Origin of the sequence: Mycobacterium sp. E802 (assembly GCF_001666875.1) — a bacterium.
Lineage (GTDB): Bacteria > Actinomycetota > Actinomycetes > Mycobacteriales > Mycobacteriaceae > Mycobacterium.
Map to the genome: position 1 here is coordinate 82,994 of NZ_LZJD01000008.1, position 20,923 is coordinate 103,916.

22 protein-coding genes are annotated in these 20,923 nt (G+C 65.7%); 8 read left to right on the forward strand and 14 right to left on the reverse strand.

The window, feature by feature from the left end; genetic code table 11:
• Nucleotides 1–14 precede the first annotated feature (14 nt).
• From A5699_RS01510 to A5699_RS01530, 5 genes are all read right to left on the reverse strand, one after another.
• A complete protein-coding gene (locus A5699_RS01510; protein ID WP_067764314.1) occupies nucleotides 15–524 on the reverse strand; it encodes a MarR family winged helix-turn-helix transcriptional regulator in 510 nt (169 codons plus the stop codon).
• A gap of 54 nt (nucleotides 525–578) precedes the next feature.
• The gene (locus tag A5699_RS01515; RefSeq protein WP_067764317.1) at nucleotides 579–1,253 is read right to left on the reverse strand and encodes a Crp/Fnr family transcriptional regulator; all 675 of its coding nucleotides are present in this window, start codon (nucleotides 1,251–1,253) and stop codon (nucleotides 579–581) included.
• Nucleotides 1,254–1,358: 105 nt separating this feature from the next.
• Nucleotides 1,359–2,021, reverse strand: a complete 663-nt coding sequence (locus tag A5699_RS01520) for a response regulator transcription factor (protein WP_067764320.1) — start codon at nucleotides 2,019–2,021, stop codon at nucleotides 1,359–1,361.
• A complete protein-coding gene (locus A5699_RS01525; RefSeq protein WP_067764385.1) occupies nucleotides 2,018–3,235 on the reverse strand; it encodes a sensor histidine kinase in 1,218 nt (405 codons plus the stop codon). The genes A5699_RS01520 and A5699_RS01525 overlap by 4 nt, the downstream gene beginning before the upstream one ends.
• 67 nt (nucleotides 3,236–3,302) lie before the next feature.
• Nucleotides 3,303–3,473 (reverse strand): hypothetical protein, encoded by a 171-nt coding sequence (locus A5699_RS01530; RefSeq protein ID WP_157561029.1) that lies wholly within the window; start codon nucleotides 3,471–3,473, stop codon nucleotides 3,303–3,305.
• Nucleotides 3,474–3,672: 199 nt separating this feature from the next.
• Between A5699_RS01530 and A5699_RS01535 the strand changes: the two genes are divergently transcribed.
• On the forward strand, nucleotides 3,673–4,539 hold the full coding sequence (locus A5699_RS01535; RefSeq protein ID WP_067764326.1) for a LysR family transcriptional regulator ArgP: 867 nt from the start codon (nucleotides 3,673–3,675) through the stop codon (nucleotides 4,537–4,539).
• A gap of 12 nt (nucleotides 4,540–4,551) precedes the next feature.
• Here A5699_RS01535 and A5699_RS01540 read toward each other — a convergent pair whose 3' ends face one another.
• Both A5699_RS01540 and A5699_RS01545 read right to left on the reverse strand, forming a co-directional pair.
• Nucleotides 4,552–5,133, reverse strand: coding sequence for a TetR/AcrR family transcriptional regulator (locus A5699_RS01540; RefSeq protein ID WP_067764329.1), 582 nt, complete (start codon nucleotides 5,131–5,133; stop codon nucleotides 4,552–4,554).
• A gap of 13 nt (nucleotides 5,134–5,146) precedes the next feature.
• The gene (locus A5699_RS01545) at nucleotides 5,147–6,091 is read right to left on the reverse strand and encodes an oxygenase MpaB family protein (RefSeq protein ID WP_067764332.1); all 945 of its coding nucleotides are present in this window, start codon (nucleotides 6,089–6,091) and stop codon (nucleotides 5,147–5,149) included.
• 80 nt (nucleotides 6,092–6,171) lie between these two features.
• On the opposite strand from A5699_RS01545, the gene A5699_RS01550 reads away from it, so the two are divergent.
• Nucleotides 6,172–6,660 carry an OsmC family protein gene (locus tag A5699_RS01550; RefSeq protein WP_067764336.1) on the forward strand — a complete coding sequence of 163 codons (489 nt, stop codon included), beginning with the start codon at nucleotides 6,172–6,174 and terminating at the stop codon, nucleotides 6,658–6,660.
• A gap of 16 nt (nucleotides 6,661–6,676) precedes the next feature.
• On the opposite strand, the gene A5699_RS01555 is transcribed toward A5699_RS01550, so the two are convergent.
• The 3 genes from A5699_RS01555 to A5699_RS01565 form a co-directional block, all read right to left on the reverse strand.
• A complete protein-coding gene (locus tag A5699_RS01555) occupies nucleotides 6,677–7,192 on the reverse strand; it encodes a GNAT family N-acetyltransferase (RefSeq protein ID WP_067764387.1) in 516 nt (171 codons plus the stop codon).
• 41 nt (nucleotides 7,193–7,233) lie between these two features.
• The gene (locus A5699_RS01560) at nucleotides 7,234–10,548 is read right to left on the reverse strand and encodes an NAD-glutamate dehydrogenase domain-containing protein (RefSeq protein WP_231965526.1); all 3,315 of its coding nucleotides are present in this window, start codon (nucleotides 10,546–10,548) and stop codon (nucleotides 7,234–7,236) included.
• Nucleotides 10,549–10,692: 144 nt separating this feature from the next.
• Entirely contained in the window at nucleotides 10,693–11,757 is a 1,065-nt protein-coding gene (locus A5699_RS01565) for a dihydrodipicolinate reductase (protein WP_067764339.1), read from the reverse strand.
• A 101-nt stretch (nucleotides 11,758–11,858) separates the two neighbouring features.
• On the opposite strand from A5699_RS01565, the gene A5699_RS01570 reads away from it, so the two are divergent.
• The 4 genes from A5699_RS01570 (at nucleotide 11,859) to A5699_RS01585 (ending at nucleotide 16,625) form a co-directional block, all read left to right on the forward strand.
• The gene (locus A5699_RS01570) at nucleotides 11,859–12,533 is read left to right on the forward strand and encodes a TetR/AcrR family transcriptional regulator (RefSeq protein WP_231965527.1); all 675 of its coding nucleotides are present in this window, start codon (nucleotides 11,859–11,861) and stop codon (nucleotides 12,531–12,533) included.
• Nucleotides 12,534–12,646: 113 nt separating this feature from the next.
• A complete protein-coding gene (locus A5699_RS01575; protein WP_067764345.1) occupies nucleotides 12,647–13,075 on the forward strand; it encodes an MmpS family transport accessory protein in 429 nt (142 codons plus the stop codon).
• Nucleotides 13,072–15,987, forward strand: coding sequence for an RND family transporter (locus A5699_RS01580; protein ID WP_142253795.1), 2,916 nt, complete (start codon nucleotides 13,072–13,074; stop codon nucleotides 15,985–15,987). Before A5699_RS01575 ends, A5699_RS01580 begins: the two co-directional genes overlap by 4 nt.
• Before the next feature lie 5 nt (nucleotides 15,988–15,992).
• Nucleotides 15,993–16,625, forward strand: a complete 633-nt coding sequence (locus A5699_RS01585; RefSeq protein ID WP_067764391.1) for a TetR/AcrR family transcriptional regulator — start codon at nucleotides 15,993–15,995, stop codon at nucleotides 16,623–16,625.
• A 119-nt stretch (nucleotides 16,626–16,744) separates the two neighbouring features.
• Here A5699_RS01585 and A5699_RS01590 read toward each other — a convergent pair whose 3' ends face one another.
• Complete coding sequence (locus tag A5699_RS01590) at nucleotides 16,745–16,948, reverse strand: cold-shock protein (RefSeq protein ID WP_067764348.1); 204 nt, start codon at nucleotides 16,946–16,948, stop codon at nucleotides 16,745–16,747.
• 139 nt (nucleotides 16,949–17,087) lie between these two features.
• Between A5699_RS01590 and A5699_RS01595 the strand changes: the two genes are divergently transcribed.
• Nucleotides 17,088–17,570: a DUF309 domain-containing protein gene (locus A5699_RS01595; protein ID WP_067764351.1), complete on the forward strand. Its 483-nt coding sequence runs from the start codon at nucleotides 17,088–17,090 to the stop codon at nucleotides 17,568–17,570.
• A 10-nt stretch (nucleotides 17,571–17,580) separates the two neighbouring features.
• On the opposite strand, the gene A5699_RS01600 is transcribed toward A5699_RS01595, so the two are convergent.
• Together A5699_RS01600 and A5699_RS01605 are read right to left on the reverse strand one after the other, a co-directional pair.
• The gene (locus A5699_RS01600) at nucleotides 17,581–18,537 is read right to left on the reverse strand and encodes a DUF808 domain-containing protein (RefSeq protein WP_067764354.1); all 957 of its coding nucleotides are present in this window, start codon (nucleotides 18,535–18,537) and stop codon (nucleotides 17,581–17,583) included.
• Between the two features lie 35 nt (nucleotides 18,538–18,572).
• Nucleotides 18,573–19,985 (reverse strand): NCS2 family permease, encoded by a 1,413-nt coding sequence (locus A5699_RS01605; RefSeq protein WP_067764357.1) that lies wholly within the window; start codon nucleotides 19,983–19,985, stop codon nucleotides 18,573–18,575.
• A gap of 98 nt (nucleotides 19,986–20,083) precedes the next feature.
• Here A5699_RS01605 and A5699_RS01610 point away from each other — a divergent pair, with 98 nt between their 5' ends.
• Complete coding sequence (locus tag A5699_RS01610; protein ID WP_197508162.1) at nucleotides 20,084–20,707, forward strand: sigma-70 family RNA polymerase sigma factor; 624 nt, start codon at nucleotides 20,084–20,086, stop codon at nucleotides 20,705–20,707.
• Here the strand turns inward: A5699_RS01610 and A5699_RS01615 are convergent.
• Nucleotides 20,683–20,923: sigma factor-like helix-turn-helix DNA-binding protein (locus tag A5699_RS01615; RefSeq protein WP_304528240.1), on the reverse strand; the 241-nt coding region annotated here is incomplete at its 5' end. The two genes, A5699_RS01610 and A5699_RS01615, sit on opposite strands and share 25 nt — an antisense overlap.

Sequence of the window (20,923 nt, forward strand, 5' to 3'; positions counted from 1 at the left end):
GGGGACTCCTGTTGTCAGTCGGTGAGCGAGTTGGCCGCAAGGGCGGCCGTGTTGATGCGGGTCAGCACCCGGTGCAGTTCTTCGAGTTCGGCGAGGTCGACGCCCAACCGGGCGACGACGGCCGGTGGGATGGCCAGCGCCCGCTCGCGCAGGGCGACGCCGGCTTCGGTGAGTGCGACGTCGGTCGCGCGTTCGTCACCGGCCCGGCGGCTGCGGGTGAGTAGGCCGAGAGTTTCGAGCCGTTTGAGCATCGGGGACAGCGTCGCCGAATCGAGCTGCAGGGCGGCGGCGATCTGCTTGACCGACAGTGGTGGCGTTCCGCCGGCGTCGGACCGCAGGTGATCCCACAACGCCAGCATCACCAGGTATTGCGGATGGGTCAGGCCCAGGGGTTCGAGCAGCGGGCGGTACACCGCCAACACGGCTCGGTTGCTGACGGCCAGGGCGAAACAGACCTGGCGCTCGAGGGCCAGCGGGTCGACCTCATTTGTCGAGGTCGAAGGGGCAGCAGAGACCGCGGTCATGCTTAAAACGTACCCTAATAATTAGGGCACTAACAATGTCTAGGCGCTCACATCTCAGTGCGCGCGTTTGGCCAACCGCTCGGCGTTGTCGATCAGGATGCTCCGGCCCTGGACGCGGATCCAGCCGCGCTGCGCGAAGTCCGACAACGCCTTGTTGACCGTTTCGCGCGAGGACCCGACGAGCTGGGCGATCTCTTCCTGGGTGAGTTCGTGATCCACCCGCAAGGCGGTGCCGTCCCGGCTGCCGAACCGTTGCGCAAGGTAGAGCAGCTGCTTGGCCACCCGGCCCGGAACATCGGTGAAGATCAGGTCGGACAGATTGTCATTGGTACGACGCAACCGTCGGGCCAGCACACGCAACAGCTGCTCGGCGATCTCGGGCCGGTCGGCGATCCAGCTGCGCAGCACGACGCGGCTCATCACGACCGCTTTCACCTCGGTCAGCGCGGTCACCGTGGACGTTCGCGGGCCGGGATCGAAGATCGCCAGCTCACCGAACATGTCCGACGGGCCCATCAGCGTGATCAGGCTGTCGCGGCCGTCGGCGGACTTGCGGCCGATCTTCACCTTGCCCGCGGTGATGATGTACAACGTCTCGCCGGGCTCGCCCTCGGCGAACACGACCTCCCCGCGCCGGAATGTCACCGGTTCCAACTGCCGCACAAGTGCGGCCACGGCATCGGGCGACACCCCTTGGAAGATGCCGGCGCGGGCCAGCACTTCGTTCATGGTTCCCCCTCGGTCGGTGCGCCGCATCCGGCTGTCGTCACGTTTACGCAGGTCGCACAACAACTACGACTGGCTATCTATCTTACAAGGACGGTGTGAATCCGATCACTGAGGTGCGACCAGTCCGCTGTCGTAGGCATGGATGATCGCGGCGGCGCGGTCACGAAGGTCGAGTTTGACGAAGATGTGGCCGATGTGGCTCTTGACGGTGAGCCCGGAGATGCTCAGCTCGTCGGCGATCTCGGCGTTGGAACGTCCCTTGGCGATCAGTGTCAGCACATCGAGTTCGCGAGCCGTGAGATCACCGACAGCGGCGGCACGACGGGGCTCGGCCGATTTGCGGTAGGTGCTGAGCACCCGGGCGGTCACTGCCGGGTCGAGGTAGCTGTCCCCGTGGGCCACCGCACGCACCGCCCGGATCAACTCCTCGGCCGAGGAGTCCTTGAGAACGAATCCGCTGGCTCCGGCGCGGAGGGCACCCGAGAGCAACTCGTCGTCGTTGAACGTGGTCAGTGCCAGCACCGGAGGCCCGCCGGCCGCGGTCAGTTGGCGGGTGGCCTCGATCCCGTCGACCCGTTTCATCCGCAGATCCATCACCACGACGTCGGGGCGATGCGCAGCGACGGCATCGGCCACCTCGTCACCGTCGGCACACTCCGCAACGATCATGAAGCCGTCTTTGCGCCGCAGGATCCGGCGCAGACCGGAGCGCACCAGGTCCTGATCGTCGACCAGCAGTACGGCGACATCGGTGGCCGGACCCGTCATGACCCGAAGGGGCACCCGCGAGGTGCCTGATCGGTGTCGTCCAACGGGATGTTCGTGCGCACCGACCATCCGTCGTCGTCGGGTCCGACGCTGATGATGCCCCCGAGAAGTTCGACGCGTTGGCGCATGCCGCGTACGCCGCGGCCTTCCCTGTCGGACCCGCGATGTCCGGCGTGGGCGGGCACCGGGAGCCGGTTGGTGACGGTCAGTGCCACCGACGTGCGTGAAATCCGCAGGAGCACAGAGGCTTCTGTGTCGTGCGCGTGTTTGGCGATGTTGGCCAGTGATTCCTGGGCGATGCGGTACAACGCCAGGCCGACGGCGGGCGAGATGGTGTCGGTGCGGCCGGTGGCCTCGTGCCGGACGTTCAAGCCCGCGCGCACGAAATCGTTCACGAGCTCGGCGATGTCGTCGACGCCAGGTTCGGGCGCCATGCTCATCGGGGCGCCGTCGAGCAGTCCGACCGTGCGGCGGATATCCGCCATCGCTTGGCGGCCCAACCGTTCGGCCTGTTCCAACGCCTCGACGGCGTCGTCGACGTCGCGGTCCTGTTGCAGGCCGCGCCGCGCCCCGGTGACGTGCAGCAGGGTCACGCTGAGCGAATGTGCAATGACGTCGTGCACCTCACGGGCGATCCGTCGGCGTTCGTCGGCCGCGGCGTGCCGGGCCAACGCGTTCTGCGACTCCTGCTGTTGCCGCATGAGTTGCTGTTGGGTGTGGACGAGATAGCCGACCAGCCAACCCATTCCGAGGATTCCGAGGTAGAGCGGCAGGGCGTCGAGACGGTGCTGTGCTGCGGCGGTCAACAGCAGGGCGGCCGCCGACAGTGACGCCAGAAATCCGCCCCAGATCCCGGTCAGCGAAGCGACCTCACCGACCATAAGTACGGCGATCAGGGGTGCGAAGTCATTGGCGATCGGGGTGGCGGTGCCGAACAACAACACCGCCGCGCCGGCGGACCACGTGGCCCACACGATCGGCGCCTTGAATTCGATGCCGGACAGGTAGAACAACGCGAACGGGGCGACGCAGACCGCCAAGGCCAACAGACCCGTGGGAGCGTCTGCCGCGGGCCGCTGCAGCATCGCGACCACGCCGACCCCGATCACCGTGGCATCGAACGACAACACGATGGCCCAGTTGTAGCCCACCGGCAGGGCCTCACCCCGCCGGCGTGCGTGCGCCCGCATGCCGCGTGCGATGCCCCCAAGCATGGTGTGATCGTAGAAGGTCAAGCCGCTGCCGCGCGTCCTACCAGGGTCGGATTTTCCGGATCGGTCCTCAGAGTCGCCACATCTCACGTGCCATCGCGGCGTCCTCGACGAAGCCTTCCCGCAACGGTGGGTAGTACGGTCGCTTCCACTGTGGACGCGGCGCGGCCGCCAGGGCGACGCGTATGGCGGCGATCATGCGCCGCCACACGGCCGGCTGGGCGACGACGGCGTCGTTCACGGTCCATCCACGGGCGACGCCGGTCATCGAATTCGCTATCGAGATAGCTGGGGAACGCTGTGCTCGTGTCATGGCTCGACGCTATGAAGCATGCAGGTCAGCCCACATCGCGCTGCGCTCTGATCTTGACCTACGACCGTGGTAGGAGAACTGCACCGACCACGGGACCAGGCGAGCGCGACGTGATTACGATTGCCTCGTGCAGATCGACGGCCAGCAGCTGGCTGCCTTCGCCGCCGTGGTCGAGCTGGGTAGTTTCGACGCGGCCGCCCAGCGGCTGCATGTGACGCCCTCGGCGGTCAGTCAACGCATCAAGGCCCTCGAGCAACGCGTCGGTCAGGTGCTTGTTGTGCGCGAAAAGCCGTGTACTGCAACACCTTCTGGTGTCCCGCTGTTGCGGCTGGCGGCGCAGACGGCACTGCTGGAGGCCGAGGCCCTGGCGGAGATGGGCGGCGGTCCGGCGCACTTGACCCGGATCGCGCTGGCCGTCAATGCCGATTCGATGGCGACATGGTTCACCCGGGTGTTCGTCGAGGCCGACGAATTCCTGTTCGACATCAGGATCGAGGATCAAGACCTTTCGGCGCGCCTGCTGCGGGAGGGCGTGGTGATGGGCGCGGTCACCACCGAACGCAACCCGGTGCCGGGCTGCCGCGTACATCCGCTGGGTGCGATGCGCTACGTGCCGGTGGCCAGTGCGGAGTATGTGCAGCGCCATCTGCCCGCCGGCTTCACCCGCGAGGCCGTGTCGGCGGCACCGTCGCTGGCCTGGAACCGAGATGATGCGCTACAGGATCGATTGGTGTGCAAGGTCTTCCGCAAGGACATTCTCAGGCCCACGCATTACATTCCGACTGCGGAGGGTTTCGGTGCCGCGGTGCGGGCGGGTCTGGGCTGGGGAATGTACCCCGAGGAACTCGTCGACGACGCGTTCGTCCGGATCACCGACCAGTATCTGGACGTGCCGCTGTACTGGCAGTGCTGGAAACTGGACAGCCCGATGGTCGAGGTGATCACGGCCGCGGTGCGCACGGCGGCGGTCGGGCTGCGTGGCCGGCCGAGGTGAGGTGGACGGGGCTCAGTGCACCAGCGGTGCCAGATGCAGGCGCGCGTAGGCGCGAACCGCCGCGTCGTCGTTGACGTCGAGCACCGGTGACGGCACCTGGGCCAGTGAGCAGGCCAGGCGGATGTGCAGTTCGGCCACGGCGAGCAACTCGTCATCGGGCATGGTGGCGCCGGCCGCCCGAAGCGCCTTCGCCATCGCGGTCGAGGCATGGCGCAGAAACACCTCGGCCTCGTGGTACGCGCCGGCCACCGCGGTGAAGTCGGTGTCCAGCCGCAGGAATCGGCGCATCAACGGCTCGGTGGTCAGTAGCCGCACGCCCTCGCAGAAGGCGGCGACGGCGGCCTCGCCGGCACCGGAATCGATTGCGACCGTGCGTAACCGGTCCATCGCCAGCTCGAAGGTGCGCCGGCCGAGTTCGGTGATCAAGGCATCGCGGGTGGGGAAGCGGCGGTAGAGCGTGCGGCGACTGACCCCGGCCTGTTTGGCGATGACATCGAGGCTGGCGCGGCCCAACCCGACGAGCGACACCTCCTCGGCGGCGGCCTTGAGGATGGCGTCTTCCTGTTCGGACTGGCTGGCGTTGCTGCGCGGCATCGATACCAGTGTGTCAGCCCGCTGCCGGGCAGCCCAGCGGTGCGAAGGAATCCAGACCCACCGACCGGTGCAGGCGCACCAGCTTCTCGTACTGCAGCCGGTTGTAGGCCAGCGGCACCAGCAGGAGCCGGTCGGGCAGGACCCGCCAGGCCAGTTGGAGTACCCGGGTGTACACGGCGAACTCGCGGTCGTGGCGCGATTGCCAGCGGAATCCGGTGAGCTCGCGCACCCCGGGATGCATGATTCCGAACGAGCACACCTTGATCACCCGGCCGGCGAGTGGCCGAACCACCATCCAGGACGGCGTGAGCGCTATCCGCACGGGCCCGGGCAGCAGCAGCGTGGGTAACGGCAACCGGGTGAGCCCGTCGGTCACCCGGGTCAGAAACTCGTTGCCCGACAACTGGTTTTCGACCATGTCGTCGTAGTAGCGGGTGGCCTCGGCATAGGTCTGCGGCAGCTTGGCCGAGGCGCCCGGGAGCTCGAGGGCGCGAAAGGCTTCGAGCAGTTGGGCGTAGGCCGCCTCGTGCTCGGCATCGTTCATCGTGATGCCCGTGGCCGGGGTGAACGAGCGTAGAACGACGAAGATTCCGCTGATCGCAATCCAGTTCCACAGCTGCGGATTCAGCGCGCTGTAGCGGACGTCGGCGAAATCGTCCTTGCCGTGCCCGCGGACATCGCGGTGCATGGTCTGTAGCCGGCGGCCTTCGGCGGCGCGGTCCTCGGCGTCACCCCAGATGGCCAGGAATGCCGAGAATCCACTGCGCACACCGCGATCCAAGAAGTTACGTTCGAAGCGACCGCTGCGGTCGACCGCAGCGGCCACCGGAACCAAGGCCACTTCGTCGAACGCCGCGGCACCGAAGGCGCCGCCCAGGATGCTGCCCGAGTGCCTGCGGAAATCAGCGAGCACTTCCGGGCGTACCACGTCTGTGTCGGCCACGCTGCCAATAGACATGGCACAAAGTCTAGTTATCCGTGCCAATGTGTCAATGGTGTACGGCGAAGGCGTCGTCGGCAGTTGGTACCGTCGCGCCCATGGCGAACCGGACACACCGATACGAGGCCGTGGTCACCTGGACCGGTAACACGGGGTCGGGGACCAGCGGCTACCGCGACTATGCGCGCGACCACGACGTGACGGGTCTGGAGGCCGGCAAGCCGGTGATCGCGGGCAGCGCCGATCCGGCCTTTCGCGGCGATCCGAAACGCTGGAACCCCGAGGAGTTACTCGTGGTCAGCCTGTCGCAGTGCCACATGCTGTGGTACCTCGCCCTGTGCGCCCGCGACGGCATCACCGTGACCGCCTACAGTGATCGGCCGTCGGGAACGATGAGCGAGAACGCCGAGGGCAGCGGCGTTTTCACCGACGTCACGTTACGGCCGGAGGTGACCATCACCGCCCCGGAGCGGGTCGACGACGCCGTCGGGCTCCATCACGAGGCCCACCGGATGTGTTTCATCGCCAACTCGGTGAACTTCCCGGTGAGTGCGGAACCGACCGTGACGGCACCGAACGGCGCGTGAACGATGCGTCGACCGCTCAGATGTCGCCGAACGGCGCGGCGTAACGAATGACCCCTGCGGGGATCGCACTTCCGTCGAGCGCGAGCACCATGAGCGCATCGTCGGGAACCTCGCTGCGCATCGCGACCCCGTGGAGCGAGGCCCGGGTGAACCCGAACCTCGGGTAGTAGGCCGCGTGCCCCAGGACGGTCACGAAGCGTTCACCCCGTTGCCTGGCCGCGTCGAGAACCGCACCGATGGCTGCGGAGCCGGCCCCGGAGCGCTGATACTCCGGCATTACTGCGCACGGCCCGAGGCACAGCGCGGCGGTGTCGCCGATGTGGCACCGGGTGAGCAACGCGTAGCCCGTCGGATCACCATCCTCGGCCGTGGCAAGCATCGACAGTCCGTCGATCCAGCCGGGATCGGTGCGGAGAGTGTCGACGAGGTCGGCCTCCTCCGCGGTCTCGAACGCGGCCAGATTGATCCGGCGGACGGCCGGAATATCCGACTCTGTTTCGGGGTGGGTGAGCCAGCTCAGATGTGTAGTCATGTCGGCATCCAGTCTGACGTCACCGCCGGCGGATGGCCAGGTCACCGATGCAGCCGGCGCAGTTGCGCCGTGGCCACCGACAGCGCCGCGAGATCGGGTTCGTCGGTATCGAGGAACTCGTCCAACGTCCGCTTCGCCCGGTCCAGCCGCGGTCGGTGGCAGGCCTCGAAGTCCGAGATGCGTTCTGCCGCATTGCCGTCGTCGCCCAGGCGGGTGACGTCGATCGTGAGATCGCGCAGCGAACGGTAGAGATCCTCGCGCAGCGCGAGCTGCGCCAGCGCATGCCAGCGGCCGCCGCGGGGCAGTGAGGACACCGCCAGCAACAGCCGGTCCACGCCGAGCCGGTCGGACAGTTCGAAGTAGATCTCGGCGAGTGCGCCCGCGTTCTGACCGTGCAGATGCGCACCTTCGATGATGTCGAGAAGACTGAAGGAGTAAAGGGATTCGCTGATCCGCTGCGCAACATGTCCCGGGACTCCGCCGGCGACCAGATCGCCGTAGGCCTCGGTGACGGTCTCCCGTTCCTGGCCACGCAACATCGATGCGAGCCGGCTCCGCAGCATAGCCACCTCGTCGGCGAATCGGCCGATCTCCTGCTCGACGTCGAGCGGTTGTGGCCGGTTGAGGACAAACCATCGCGTGGCCCGATCGAGCAGACGGCGGCCCTCGATGACGAGGGTGTTGGTCAATGCCGGCGGCAGATCGGCGGCGTAGATGTCCGACCACAATGAGTCCAGGTCGAACACCTCGGACACCACTGCGTGGGCCCGCACGATGTCGCCCGCTGTAGCGCCGGTCTCCTCGACGAGGCGGAAGGCGAACGTCATACCCGAGGTGGCCAGGACCCGGTTGACGACCGCGGTGGTGACGATCTCCTGGCGCAGCGGATGTTCGGGTAGCGGCTCGCCGAGTTGATATCGCAACGTCGGTGGGAAGTAACGGGTGAGCGACGCGACGAAGTAGGGATCGTCGAACTTCTCTCCGCTGAGCAGCTGCGCTTTGAGGTCGAGTTTGACGTGAGCCATCAGGGTGGCCAACTGCGGTGCCGTCAAACCCTGGCCGGCCTTGGCCAGACCGGCGAATTCCTCTGCGCTGGGCAGATTCTCGCGCGACCGGTGCAACCCCCGCCGCGTTTCCAGGTCAGCCGTCATCCTGGCGTGCACGTCGACCATCTGGCCCGCATTCGAGCGGGCATCGCTGAGCAGACGGTTGTGGGCCGTGTTGTTGGCCAGGACGAGCTCGGCGACCTCGTCCGTCATGTCGGCCAGCAGGCGGTTGCGCGTGGTGGCGGTGATGATCTCGGACCCGACGGCGGTGTCCAGGAGGATCTTGATGTTGACCTCGTGATCGGAGCAGTCCACCCCGGCCGCGTTGTCGATGGCGTCGGTGTTCACCAACCCTCCGCCGCGCGCGAAGGCGATGCGGGCACGTTGGGTGAGGCCGAGGTTTCCACCCTCGACGATCACCCGGGCCCGCACCTCGTCGGCGTCGACGCGCAGCGAGTCGTTGACTTTGTCACCGACCTCGGCGTGCTGTTCATCGCCGGCTTTGACGTAGGTGCCGATCCCGCCGTTGAACAGCAGATCCACTGGTGCGCGCAGGATGTGGCTGATCAACTCGGTCGGGGTCAGCCGGATCTCGTCGGAGTTGATACCGAGGGCCGCACGCATCTCCGGTGTGGTGGCGATGGTCTTGGCGGTCCGCGACCACACCCCGCCACCGGCGCCGATCGCGGCCCGGTCGTAGTCGTCCCACGATGACTGAGGCAGGTCGAACAGCCGTTGCCGCTCCTTGCGGGCCAGCGCGGTGTCCGGCGCCGGGTCGACGAAGATGTGGCGATGATCGAAGGCGGCCACCAGGCGTAGCCCGGCGCGGAGAAGCATGCCGTTTCCGAACACATCACCGCTCATGTCACCGATTCCGACCGCGGTGAACTCGTCGGTGTTCGGGTCGATACCGAGTTCGGCGAGGTGACTGTCGCCGCTGACCCAGGCGCCCCGGGCGGTGATGCCCATCGCCTTGTGGTCATAGCCGGCGGAGCCGCCGGAGGCGAACGCGTCGCCCATCCAGTACCCACGATCGAGCGCCACCGCGTTGGCCGAATCCGAGAACGTGGCCGTGCCCTTGTCTGCGGCCACCACCAGATACGGGTCAGATCCGTCGTGGCACACGACGCCGCCGAAGCGCGGTCGGTCATCCGAGCCGACGTCGGGGTCCTTGTCGACGACGTCCAACAGCGCGCCGATGAACTGCCGGTAACACCGCAGCCCCTGGACTCGCGGCGATTCGCCATCCGCCGTGGGGCGGGACTTGACGACGAACACGCCTTTGGCGCCGGCGGGCACGATCATGGCGTTCTTCACCGCCTGGGCTTTGACCAGGCCCAACACTTCGGTGCGATAGTCATCGTGCCGGTCCGACCAGCGCAGGCCGCCGCGGGCGACCAGCCCGAAGCGAAGGTGCAATCCCTCGAAATCCGGCGAGTAGACGAAGATCTCGGAAACCGGGCGAGGCGCCGGCAGCTCGTCGATCATCTGGGCCTGAAATTTGTGCACCAGATAGGGCATCGTGACCGACAGCGCGTCGGGCGCGAAGGCATTCGTGCGCACGGTGGTCTCGATCAGGTTGCGATACGCGCGCAGGACCCGATCGGCGTCGATGTGCAGCACCTGGTCGATCTCTGTGACGACGCGCTGCTCGGCCTCGGCTATCCGGGCCTGGCGCGCAGGGCTGTCGGCGGGCTGCTCGGTGCGGTCGAACCGGGCCTCGAACAGCGCCAGCAACGCGCGGGCGGCCTCCGGGTTGTCCAACAGCACCCGCTGGATCCGAGCCTGACCGTAGGGCAACGGCAGCTGCCGTAGATAGCGGCTGTAGCTGCGCAGCACGCAGACCTGCCGCCAACTCAACGCGGCGCGCAGAATCAGTGCGTTGAACCCGTCGGATTCGATGCGGCCGGCCCAGATCGCCTGGAACGTCTCGCGGATACGGTCGAGCGTGCCGTCGTGTGGCTGCGCCAGCGCGTCGGCGACGTCGGGCCCGGGCTGCAGCACCAGGTGGTAGACGTGGCACACCTGTCCGTCCGGTCGCGTCCAGATGTCGGCCTGTTCTTCGAGCACCTCCAGGCCCATGCTCTGCAGCGCGGGCAGCATCCGGCGCAGCGGAATAGGGGTGACGGCGGCGAGGGCGAAACGCAGCCGGCTGTCACCGGTGCCGGCTCGGTCCAGGTTCACCGCGATCGCATCGCCGGCCAACTCGTCAAGCGCCTTGGTGTCGAGCAACCGGCTGGGTATCACGACCCCGGCCTGTTGTCGGTCTTGAATCTGCGGCTCAATGGGGTTGGCGCGCAACGAGTCCACGGTTCTGTCCAATCGTCGTTGATCGATGCCGTCGGTTGCGTACGACGGATGGACCAATCCTGGGGCGTGGAGAACCGCTACGAGCCGTGCAGAGTGTCAGTGAAACGAGGCTCGTCGTTACATTGTGTCGGCCGGTGGCAGCGCCTAGCTCGTCGGCACCACGCCCCGCGGCAGGATCAGCGGCAGATCGTTGTAGGTGACGATGCCGGGGGCGGCCTCGACCACGGCCGGGATCGCGTTGATCGGGGGAGTGGCCGTCATGATGTGGCCCAACACCATGAATTCCTCCAGGGTCGTGGCCTCGAAATCGGGGGGTGGGAGGAAGCCGACCTTCATCGTCACGGTCGGGCGCCCGGCCACCTCGATGACCCAGCCGTCCTGATCGATCTGCCAATCGGGTTCCAGCGTCTGGCCTTTGCGCCACCGCAGCGTGAGCTCGACGCGCGTGGTCTCGCCGACGATCCCCTTCCAGCTGACGAACACCCCGGCGACACCGCCGGCCGGAATCGTCCACGAGCCGAGATCGAGATCCGCTGTGGTCTTGGCATATTCGGCATCGCAGCGGACCTCGTCGAACTCGATGCCCAGCGCGTCGCCGATCATCCGCACCGCCTCGCCGAACACCCCGGTGCCGTGGGCGGTCATGGCCTGCAGGTCGGGATGGTCGATGGGCTGGCCGAATCCGACGGGCTTCTCGGTCTCCGGCGAATCGTAGAACGTGGTGTCGGCGGCCTCGTTGACGGTGATCTTGTCCACCCGGTCGCAGATGCCGGCGGCGACGATGGCCAGCTGGTTGACGTAGCCGGGGCTGATGCCGGAGCCGAACATCGTCGAGGAGCCCTTGCGGCAGGCCTCGGCGATGCGGTCTCGGCCCTCGCCCTGGTTGTGCCCGGTGATGAAGGACGCGGTCGCGACGACGTTGACGCCGGCCGAGAGGATCTCGACCAGTTCGTCGACGTCGATCCACATCGGGTTGTACACCACGACATCGGGTTTGAGGGCCAGCAGCGCCTCGACGTCATTGGTGGCGGTGATCCCGAGGGGTTCGATGCCGACGAGTTCGCCCACGTCCTTGCCGGCCTTGTCCGGCGACCAGGCGTAGCACCCCACCAGTTCCAGCGTCGGGTTCTTCACGATGGCCGCCACCGAACTCTTGCCGACGTTTCCCGTCGTCCACTGCACCACCCGGTATGGAGAACTCTGTGACACGGTGGCGGCTCCCTTCTCTGGTTTCGGGCAGTTTTCCACGCCCGTGAGAAAAAAGGAAGAGGATGCCGTGGTGTCCGCCTGTCGCTACTAGAATTTGCTGCGTGAGCACCGAAAACGCGCCGCGTCGGGGACGAGGCCGGCCACCGCGCATCGATCAGAAGCAGATCGTTGCCGCGGCCCGCGCAATCGCCCCGGGCGCGTTGACGATGCAGGCCGTGGCCGATGCCCTCGGTGTAGATCGCACGACGTTGCACTACTACGTCGGTGACCGCGACGGACTGCTCGAGCTCGTCGTGGCCGACTTGTTCGACCACGAGTTGCGGGCGATCAAGTTGCCCGAGGGCGCGTCCTGGCAGGAGATCCTTCGGGCCTATGGCAGTGCCATTCGTCAGGGTGTGCTCAAACTCGGCGTGACGGCCACCAGTTTCCGATTGAGCGGCACCGGCGGCGCGGCCAGCTTGGCTCTCGCTGAGCAGGTGCTTGCCGCCCTGAGCTCGGCCGGATTCCACATCGACGACGCCGGGCGGGTGCTGACCCTGGTGTCCGGGCTGGCGATGTCGGCTGCGCACGACGTACTCGGCACGGCCCAGTCCCGCCTGCACCATCAGACACCCGAAGTGGTGCGCGCCCTGAAAGACCTTGCGTCCAGCGACTTTCCACTGCTCAGTGGCGTAGTGGCGCAGCGCGGCAGCGATGTGATCGCGGCCGGAGACTTCGACTTCAACTTCAACCTCGACATCGTCATCGCCGGACTCGAGCGGTTCCTGGCCGAGTAGACACCGAATCGCCGATCGAAGGGTGGGCGAGTACAGTACACAGCGTTCTCTTAGGCGGAACTGGAGTTCCGTCTGGGTAAGTTTCGTGAAGCGGCACGTCGGGGAGGCGCAAGGTGTTCAGGTTGCTCAAAAAAGCGTGGATACCGCTCACCCTGGTGGTGGTCGTCGGCCTGGGCGCATACGCGATCCTTCGGATCCGCGGTACCGGCCAGCACGAACCGAACTCGGCAGAGGGTGCCGGAATCACCGAGAACTTCAATCCGAAGCACATCAAATACGAGATCACCGGGTCCGGGGGCACCGCGAACATCAATTATCTCGACGAATACGGTCAACCCAACCTCATCGAAAATGCCCCGTTGCCTTGGTCATTCACGATCGTGACGACGCTGCCGTCCATGTCGGCCAACATCATGGCGCAGGGCGAACGGAACGTCACAGACCTCGGATGCCGAGTGACTGTCGATGACGACGTGCGCGACGACCGGACGAGTACCGACACCTTCAAACCGTTCATCTACTGCTTGGTGAAATCCGTATGAGCAACAACGCGCACGCGAAACCACACCGGCCGTTCATCGGCCACATGGTCCGGATCTTCTCGCTGCCGATCATCGTGTTCTGGGTGCTCCTGACGATCGCCCTGGGGATTCTTGTCCCGTCACTCGACGAGGTTGCGGCTTCCCGTTCGGTGCCGCTGAGTCCCACCAGCGCGGACTCCTACAAGGCGATGCTGAACATCGGCAAGGTGTTCCAGCAGTACGATTCGGACTCCTCGGCGATGGTCGTGCTGGAGAGCGACGAGCCGGTCGGTGCGGCCGCACACAAGTACTACGACGAGATCGTCGCCAAACTGAAGGCCGATACCGAGCACGTCCAGAACGTCCAGGACTTCTGGAGCGATCCGATGACCGCCGCCGGCTCGCAGAGCGTGGACGGTAAGTCCGCCTACGTGCAGATCTTCCTCGCTGGGGACCAGGGCACCAGCCAGAGTTACGCGTCGGTGGCCGCCGTGCGTGACATCGTGGCCTCGGTACCCGCACCGCCTGGTATCAGCGCCCATGTCGCCGGCAACAGCGTGCTCAACGCCGATACCCAGGTCGCCGGACACCAAAGCATGGCGAAAATGGAGTTGGTGTCGGTCGGCGTCATCATCGTGATGCTGCTCGCGGTCTACCGCTCCGTCGTGACGTTGCTCGTGTCGATGGTTGTCATTCTTCTGGAACTATTTGCCGCACAGGGTGTTACGGCCGCTGCCGGGTACCTGAACATCATCGGCTTGACTCCGTACGCGGTCAGCATGGTGACGATGCTGTCGCTGGCCGCGGGCACCGACTACGTGATCTTCCTCCTCGGCCGATATCACGAGGAGAGATCGAAAGGCCTCGATCGGGAAGACGCGTTCTATGTCGCCTACAGCGGCGTATCGCACGTCATCCTGGGCTCCGGATTGACGATCGTCGGGGCCTGCCTGTGCCTGACCATGACCACGCTTCCGTACTTCCAGACCATGGGTCTGCCATGTGCCATCGCGGTTCTGGTGATCATCATCGCCGGACTGACGTTGGCGCCCGCCGTCCTGACCATCGCGTCGAAGTTCGGTCTGCTCGATCCCAAGCACAAGATCGCGTCGCCGGGTTGGCGCAAGGTCGGTACCTCCGTGGTGCGGTGGCCCATCCCCATCGTCTTCGTCACCAGTCTCGTCGCGGTCGTCGGCTTCATCGCCTTGATGACCTATGTGCCGCAGTACAACGACAAGGAGTTCACCCCCGCCGATATGCCGGCGAACCTCGCCATGGGCGTTGCCGATCGGCACTTCTCCCAAGCTCGGATGAACCCCGAGCTGCTGATGCTCGAGGCCGATCACGATCTGCGCACGCCCTCGGACATGCTCGTCATCGAAAAGGTCGCCAAGAACGTGATGCACATGCGGGGCATCGAACGGGTGCAGACCATCACCCGGCCATTGGGCGCGCCGATCGAACACAGCTCGATCCCGTTCCTGCTCGGCGCACAGAACGCCAGCACGTTGCAGGCCGCCAAGTTCAACAACGACAACTCCGCGCAGATGCTCGAACAGGCCGACGAGATGAGTAAAACCGTCGCCAGCATGGAACGCATGTACGAGATCACGAAAGAGATGACCGAAGTCACGCACAGCATGGCCGGCAAGACGCACGACATGGCCGATGCCACAAACGATTTGCGTGACCACCTGGCCGATTTCGATGATTTCTTCCGCCCCATCCGCAACTACTTCTACTGGGAGCCGCACTGCTACGACATCCCGGTCTGCCATTCGCTGCGGTCGATCTTCGACACCCTCGACGGGATTGACGAACTTGCCGACCAGATACAGGGCCTCACCGGCGACATAGACCGCTTGGACAAGCTGCTGCCGCAGATGCTGCCGGTCCTGCAGGACACCATCGGCACGATGAAGACGATGCGCGACTTCATGATCGCGACCCACAGCACCATGGCCGGCACCCAGGCGGCGCAGCAAGAGGCTGCCAAAGGCGCGACGGAGATCGGCCTGTACTTCGATCAGGCCAAGAACGACGACATGTTCTATCTGCCGCCGGATGTGTTCGAGAACCCTGACTTCAACCGTGCGGTCAAGATGTTCATGTCACCCGACGGCAAGGCGGTCAGGATGATCGTCACCCACCAGGGCGACCCCGCCTCGGTCGAGGGCATCGACCACGTTCGTGACCTCAAAGGTGTTGTCGCCGACGCGCTCAAGGGCACCCCGTTGGCCAATGCGAAGGTGTCGCTGGCCGGAACGGCGTCGCTCTACAGCGATATGCAGGACGGTGTGAAAACCGATCTGATGATCGTGGTGATCGCCGCGATGATCCTCATCTTCGCGATCATGTTGATCATCACCCGAAGTGTGGTCGCCGCCTTGGTGATCGTCGGCACGGTGGCCGCATCCCTGGGCACCGCGTGCGGATTGTCCGTGTTGCTCTGGCAGGACATCCTCGGGCTCGGCGTGCAGTGGATCGTGATCCCGTTGTCGATCGTGATCCTGTTGGCGGTCGGCTCCGACTACAACCTGCTCGTGGTTTCTCGCTTCAAAGAAGAGATCCACGCGGGGCTCAACACCGGCATCATCCGCGGTATCGGGGCCACCGGACGGGTCGTCACCGCTGCGGGCCTGGTGTTCGCCTTCACCATGATGTCGATGATCGTGTCGGACCTGAGGGTGGTCGGCCAGCTCGGTATGACGATCGGCATCGGACTGATCGTCGACACGTTGATCGTGCGGGCGTTCATGACGCCGTCGATCGCGGCAGCGCTGGGCCGCTGGTTCTGGTGGCCGCTCAACACTTTTGAGATCACCCGGCAGGGGCGCCTCGACCGCGAGCGCAAGCAGGCCTTGGATGGTGGCGGCACGGATGCTGATGCCGCCGATGCCCACACCGCACCCATCCCGCCGACCACGGCGTGAACGTGATGTCTGGCCGAGATCATCCCCCCGATGCCGCGTCAAAGCTGCGGCGCCGCACCGACGGCCGGCTCGACCGGTCGCGTGACGCGGCGATCCTCGATGCGGCATTGGCGGCGTTGGCCGAGAACGGCTATGTCGACACCAACATGAACGACATCGCCGCGCGGGCCGGTGTGGGCAAGGCGGCGATCTACCGGCGCTGGTCCTCGAAGGCGGCGTTGATCACCGACGCGCTGGTGTACTGGCGGCCCGATCTGATGGATGACGACGCGCCCGACACCGGCAGTCTGGAAGGCGATTTCGACGAACTGGTGCGTCGTGCGATCCGCAACGACGAGGAACGCTTCTCCTACGATCTGGTGCTGCGGGCCGCCGTCGAGGCGACGCACGATCCCCATCTGGCCTCGGCCCTCGACGATCTGATGCTGCTCAAGGGCAGACGCGTGGTGACGGCCATCCTGCAGCAGGCCGCCGCTCGCGGGGAGGTATCGGCCGAGAAGGACTGGTCACTGGTCGCCGACGTGATGACCGGGATGTGCCTGATGCGGGTGATCAGCGGGCAGGGCATCGATGCCGCGTTCATCCGGGATGTCATCGACACGCTGATCCTGCCCGCGGTGCGGGCATCGAACGGCTGACGTCGACCGCGAGAACGCTCGCCAGATACCTTGGGACTGCTGCCGTTTCGTCAGGATGAAACGAAATGGGCTGGTACGGAAGTCATCCGTACCAGCCCACTGTCAGATCTTGGGGGCGATCAGATCGCCGTGACTCCCACTGCCTGGGGGCCCTTGGCACCCTGGGTGATCTCGAACTCGACTCGCTGGTTCTCATCGAGGGAGCGGAATCCGCTTCCGGTGATCTCAGAGTAGTGAACGAAGACGTCAGCGGCGCCGCCGTCAGGAGCGATGAAGCCGAAGCCCTTTTCGCCGTTGAACCATTTCACAGTTCCCTGTGCCATATTTTACTTCTCTCTTGTGAATCCGGACGTACCAAAAACGTCCGGGCTCAGTATGGCACGTGAAGTCACGTGGCACACAAATGTTCTTGACGGCTCATGGATTTGCGCCGGAGAAATGGGTATCGCGGAGAATCGATGTATGACCGATCATGACCGGGATCGTGACGAATCGGGCAAGGCCCGCAACAGCCGGCCCCGCGATGCCCTGGGCCGGCCATTGCCGCACGGCAGCCAGGGTGTGCCCCGCATCCCCGACGATCTCGCGCTGTCGGCCGACGAGTCACTGGCCTACGCGCAACGGCTGTTGGATCAGGGCCTGGCGTTCAACGCCCACGAGGTACTCGAAGCGGCGTGGAAGCAAGCGCCACCGGCACACCGCGCGATGTGGCAGGGCTTGGCCCAACTTGCCGTGGGCATCACCCATATCCAGCGCGGCAACGGTACGGGCGCGGTCACGGTGCTGGCGCGGGCGGCAGACCGGCTCGGTGAGACACCGGCCCCGGCGCCACACGACGTCAGGGCCGTCGGGCTGATCGCAGAGAGTTTGGCCCTGATCGAGGATGTGCGGCAAGGGCTTGAAATCGCCGATGAGCGGTTGCGGCCGCGGCTCCGAAGTTCTTAGGCGTCAGTTCTTAGGCGTCGGCATCCTTCTTCTTGCCGAACGGCAGCACGTGCATGACGCCCACCACGACCGTGCCGACCACCAGGCCGATGACCGCGGATGCCGCGGTGTTGGTCAGCCAGGCCAGCACGCCACCGAACCCGCCGCCCACGGCATGTCGGACTGCCTCCTCGGCGTGGTGAACCCACCCGTAGAGGGTGTGCCAGCCCAGGGTGTCGGTGCCGACGAGCAGGATGTGTCCACCGACCCAGAGCATCGCCACCGTGCCGATCGTCGACAGCGCCGACAGCAGCTTGGGCATCCCGGCGACCAGGCCGCGCCCGATCTTCTGTGACACCTTCGACGATCGCTGGGCCAACAGCAGGCCGATGTCGTCCATCTTCACGATGCCGGCCACGACGCCGTATACCGCGGCGGTGATCACCAGCGCGACGATGACCAAGATGATCAGCCTCGGCCAGAAGGTCTGGTTGGCGACTTCGTTGAGCGCGATCACCATGATCTCGGCGGACAGGATGAAGTCGGTCCGGATCGCGCCGGTGATCATGTACTTTTCGGCGTCCCCGCCGACGGCCGTGGTGGGCTCGCCGTGCGAGCCGTGCGCGGCGTGGCCGAGGAAGCGTCCCCAGACCTTCTCGGCGCCCTCATAGCAGAGGTAGGTGGCGCCGACCATCAGGATCGGCGTCAGCAGCCACGGCGCGAACTGACTGAGCAGCAGTGCCGCAGGCAGGATGAACAGGATCTTGTTGCGCAGCGATCCGATCGCGATGCGCTTGATCACCGGCAGCTCGCGGTCCGCGGTGATGCCGTGGACGTACTGCGGCGTGACCGCGGTGTCGTCGATCACCACGCCGGCCGCCTTGGCGGTGGCCTTACCCGTCGCGGCGCCGATGTCGTCGATCGACGCCGCGGCCAGCCGGGCCAGCGCTGCGATGTCGTCGAGCAAGCCGAACAGGCCGGCGCTCATGCCGTGATCCCCATGACCGTGAAGGCTACCGGCACCTACATGCCGATGAGTGACTCGATCCAGCCGCGGGCAAAGTACAGGATGAAGCCGGCCGCCACGATCCACAGGAGCGGACTGACCTCACGGGCCTTGCCCGCGGCCGACCGCAGCACGGCCCAGGCCACGAAGCCCACGCCGATGCCGTTGGCGATCGAATAGCTGAACGCCATGGTCGCCACGGTGAGGACCACCGGAAGGGCCACCGAGAACTCCGAGAGGTCGATGTGGCGCAGCTGCGAGACCATCATCGCGCCGACGATCACCAGCGCGGCCGCGGCGACCTCGGTGGGCACGATGGAGGCCAGTGGCGCGACGAACATCGCCGCCAGGAACAGCAGCCCGGTGATCAGATTGGCGAACCCGGTGCGCGAGCCCTCCTCGATACCCGCGCCGGATTCGATGAAGACGGTGTTCGACGAGGCCGAGGCGGACCCGCCGACGACGGCGCCGGCGCCCTCGACGATCAGCGCCGAGCGCAGTCGCGGAAAGTTCCCCTGGGAGTCGGACAGCCCGGCCTCCCGGGACAACCCCGTCATCGTGCCCATGGCATCGAAGAAGTTCGCGAAGACCAGGGTGAACACCAACATCATCGCGGCCAAGGCGCCGATCCGGCTGAAGCTGCCCAGGCTGACCTCGCCGACCAACGACAGGTCCGGCAGGGCGAACGGTGATCCGGACAACGTGGGCACCGACAGTCCCCAGCCGCCGGGCTTGTCCTGAGCCGACCCCAGATGCCAGATCGCCTCGACGATGACGGCCACCACGGTGCCCGTCACCAGGCCGATCAGGATGCCGCCACGCACTTTCCGCGCTACCAGGATGCCGGTCACCAACAAGGTGAACACGAAGACGACGGTCGGCACGGTGTTGATCGAGCCGACGCCGCCGGTGCCGAGCCCGACCGGGGGAGACGGCAGGCCGGTCGAGCCGACGAATCCGGCGTCGACCAGGCCGATGAACAAGATGAACAGGCCGATACCTGCCGTGATGGCGAGTTTGAGTTGCATCGGGACCGCGTCGAACACGAGACGCCGGAAGCCGCTGGCCGCCAGCGCGACGATGATGACGCCGTCGATGACCACCAGGCCCATGGCTTCGGGCCAGGTGAGGGTGCCCACCACGGTCGTGGCCAGAAACGAGTTGATGCCAAGGCCGGCTGCGAATGCGAACGGTAACCGCGCGACGATGCCGAACAGGATCGTCATCACACCTGCGGCCAGGCAGGTGGTGGCCGAAACCTGGGCGAACTCGAGTTTGTTGCCGTCGACGTCAGCCGAGCCGGACAGGACCACCGGGTTCAGCACGATGATGTAGGCCATCGCGATGAAGGTGACCAGGCCTCCGCGGATCTCGGAGGGCACCGTCGAACCACGGGCCGAAATCTCGAAGAAGCGATCGAGTCGATTCATAACCGATGAGCCTAAGGTGACGGCGGGATACATGCCTTCAATACCGGCAGTGCGGGCCGGCGGCAGCCACGTGTCCGAAAATCGCTTGACCTCAAGTTATGTTCAGATGTGATGCTGCAGGTATGAACGACGACGGGCGGGTGGAGCGGTTCGAGCGCGACGCGCTGCCGCTGTTGGATCAACTCTATGGGGCCGCACGGCGATACACGCGCAACGCCGCGGATGCCGAAGACCTCGTGCAGGAGACACTTCTCAAGGCCTACAGCGGTTTTCACACGTTCAAGCCAGGATCGAATGCGCGCGCATGGCTGTTTCGGATCATGTACAACAACTGGATCAACAGCTATCGCGCCCGCCAACGCGCCGTGGGTGAGCAACTGTGTGAAGACATCACCGATTGGCAGGTGTCCGCCGAGGGGCGGCATACATCTTCGGGTTTGCGGTCAGCGGAAGTGGAAGCGCTCGAAGCGATGCGCGACGACGACATCGCGGACGCACTGGACGCGATCCCTGCGGCCAACCGGATGACCGTGTACTTCGCCGACGTCGAGGGCTACCACTACCGCGAAATCGCCGCCCTGATGGGCACACCCGTCGGAACCGTGATGTCCCGACTGGCCCGCGGACGAAAGCGGCTGCGGGAGTTGCTCGCCGACGTGGCCCGGGACCGTGGCATCGGCCGCGACGCCGGTAAGGTTCAGGCTGCCGTGCCGTTGTCCTGACTCCGGGCCAGATACCCTCTGGCAACCGCAGTTTCGGCGAGCAGCTTACGCAGATTGCGACGCGCCCGGTGCAACCTCGACATCACAGTGCCAACCGGAATGTCCATGAGCTCAGCGATCTCCTTGTACCGGAAGCACGCGACGTCGGCGTAGTACACGATGACCCGCTGGAAATCGGGCAGTGCCTCCATGGCCCGCCGCACCTCGTCGTCGCCC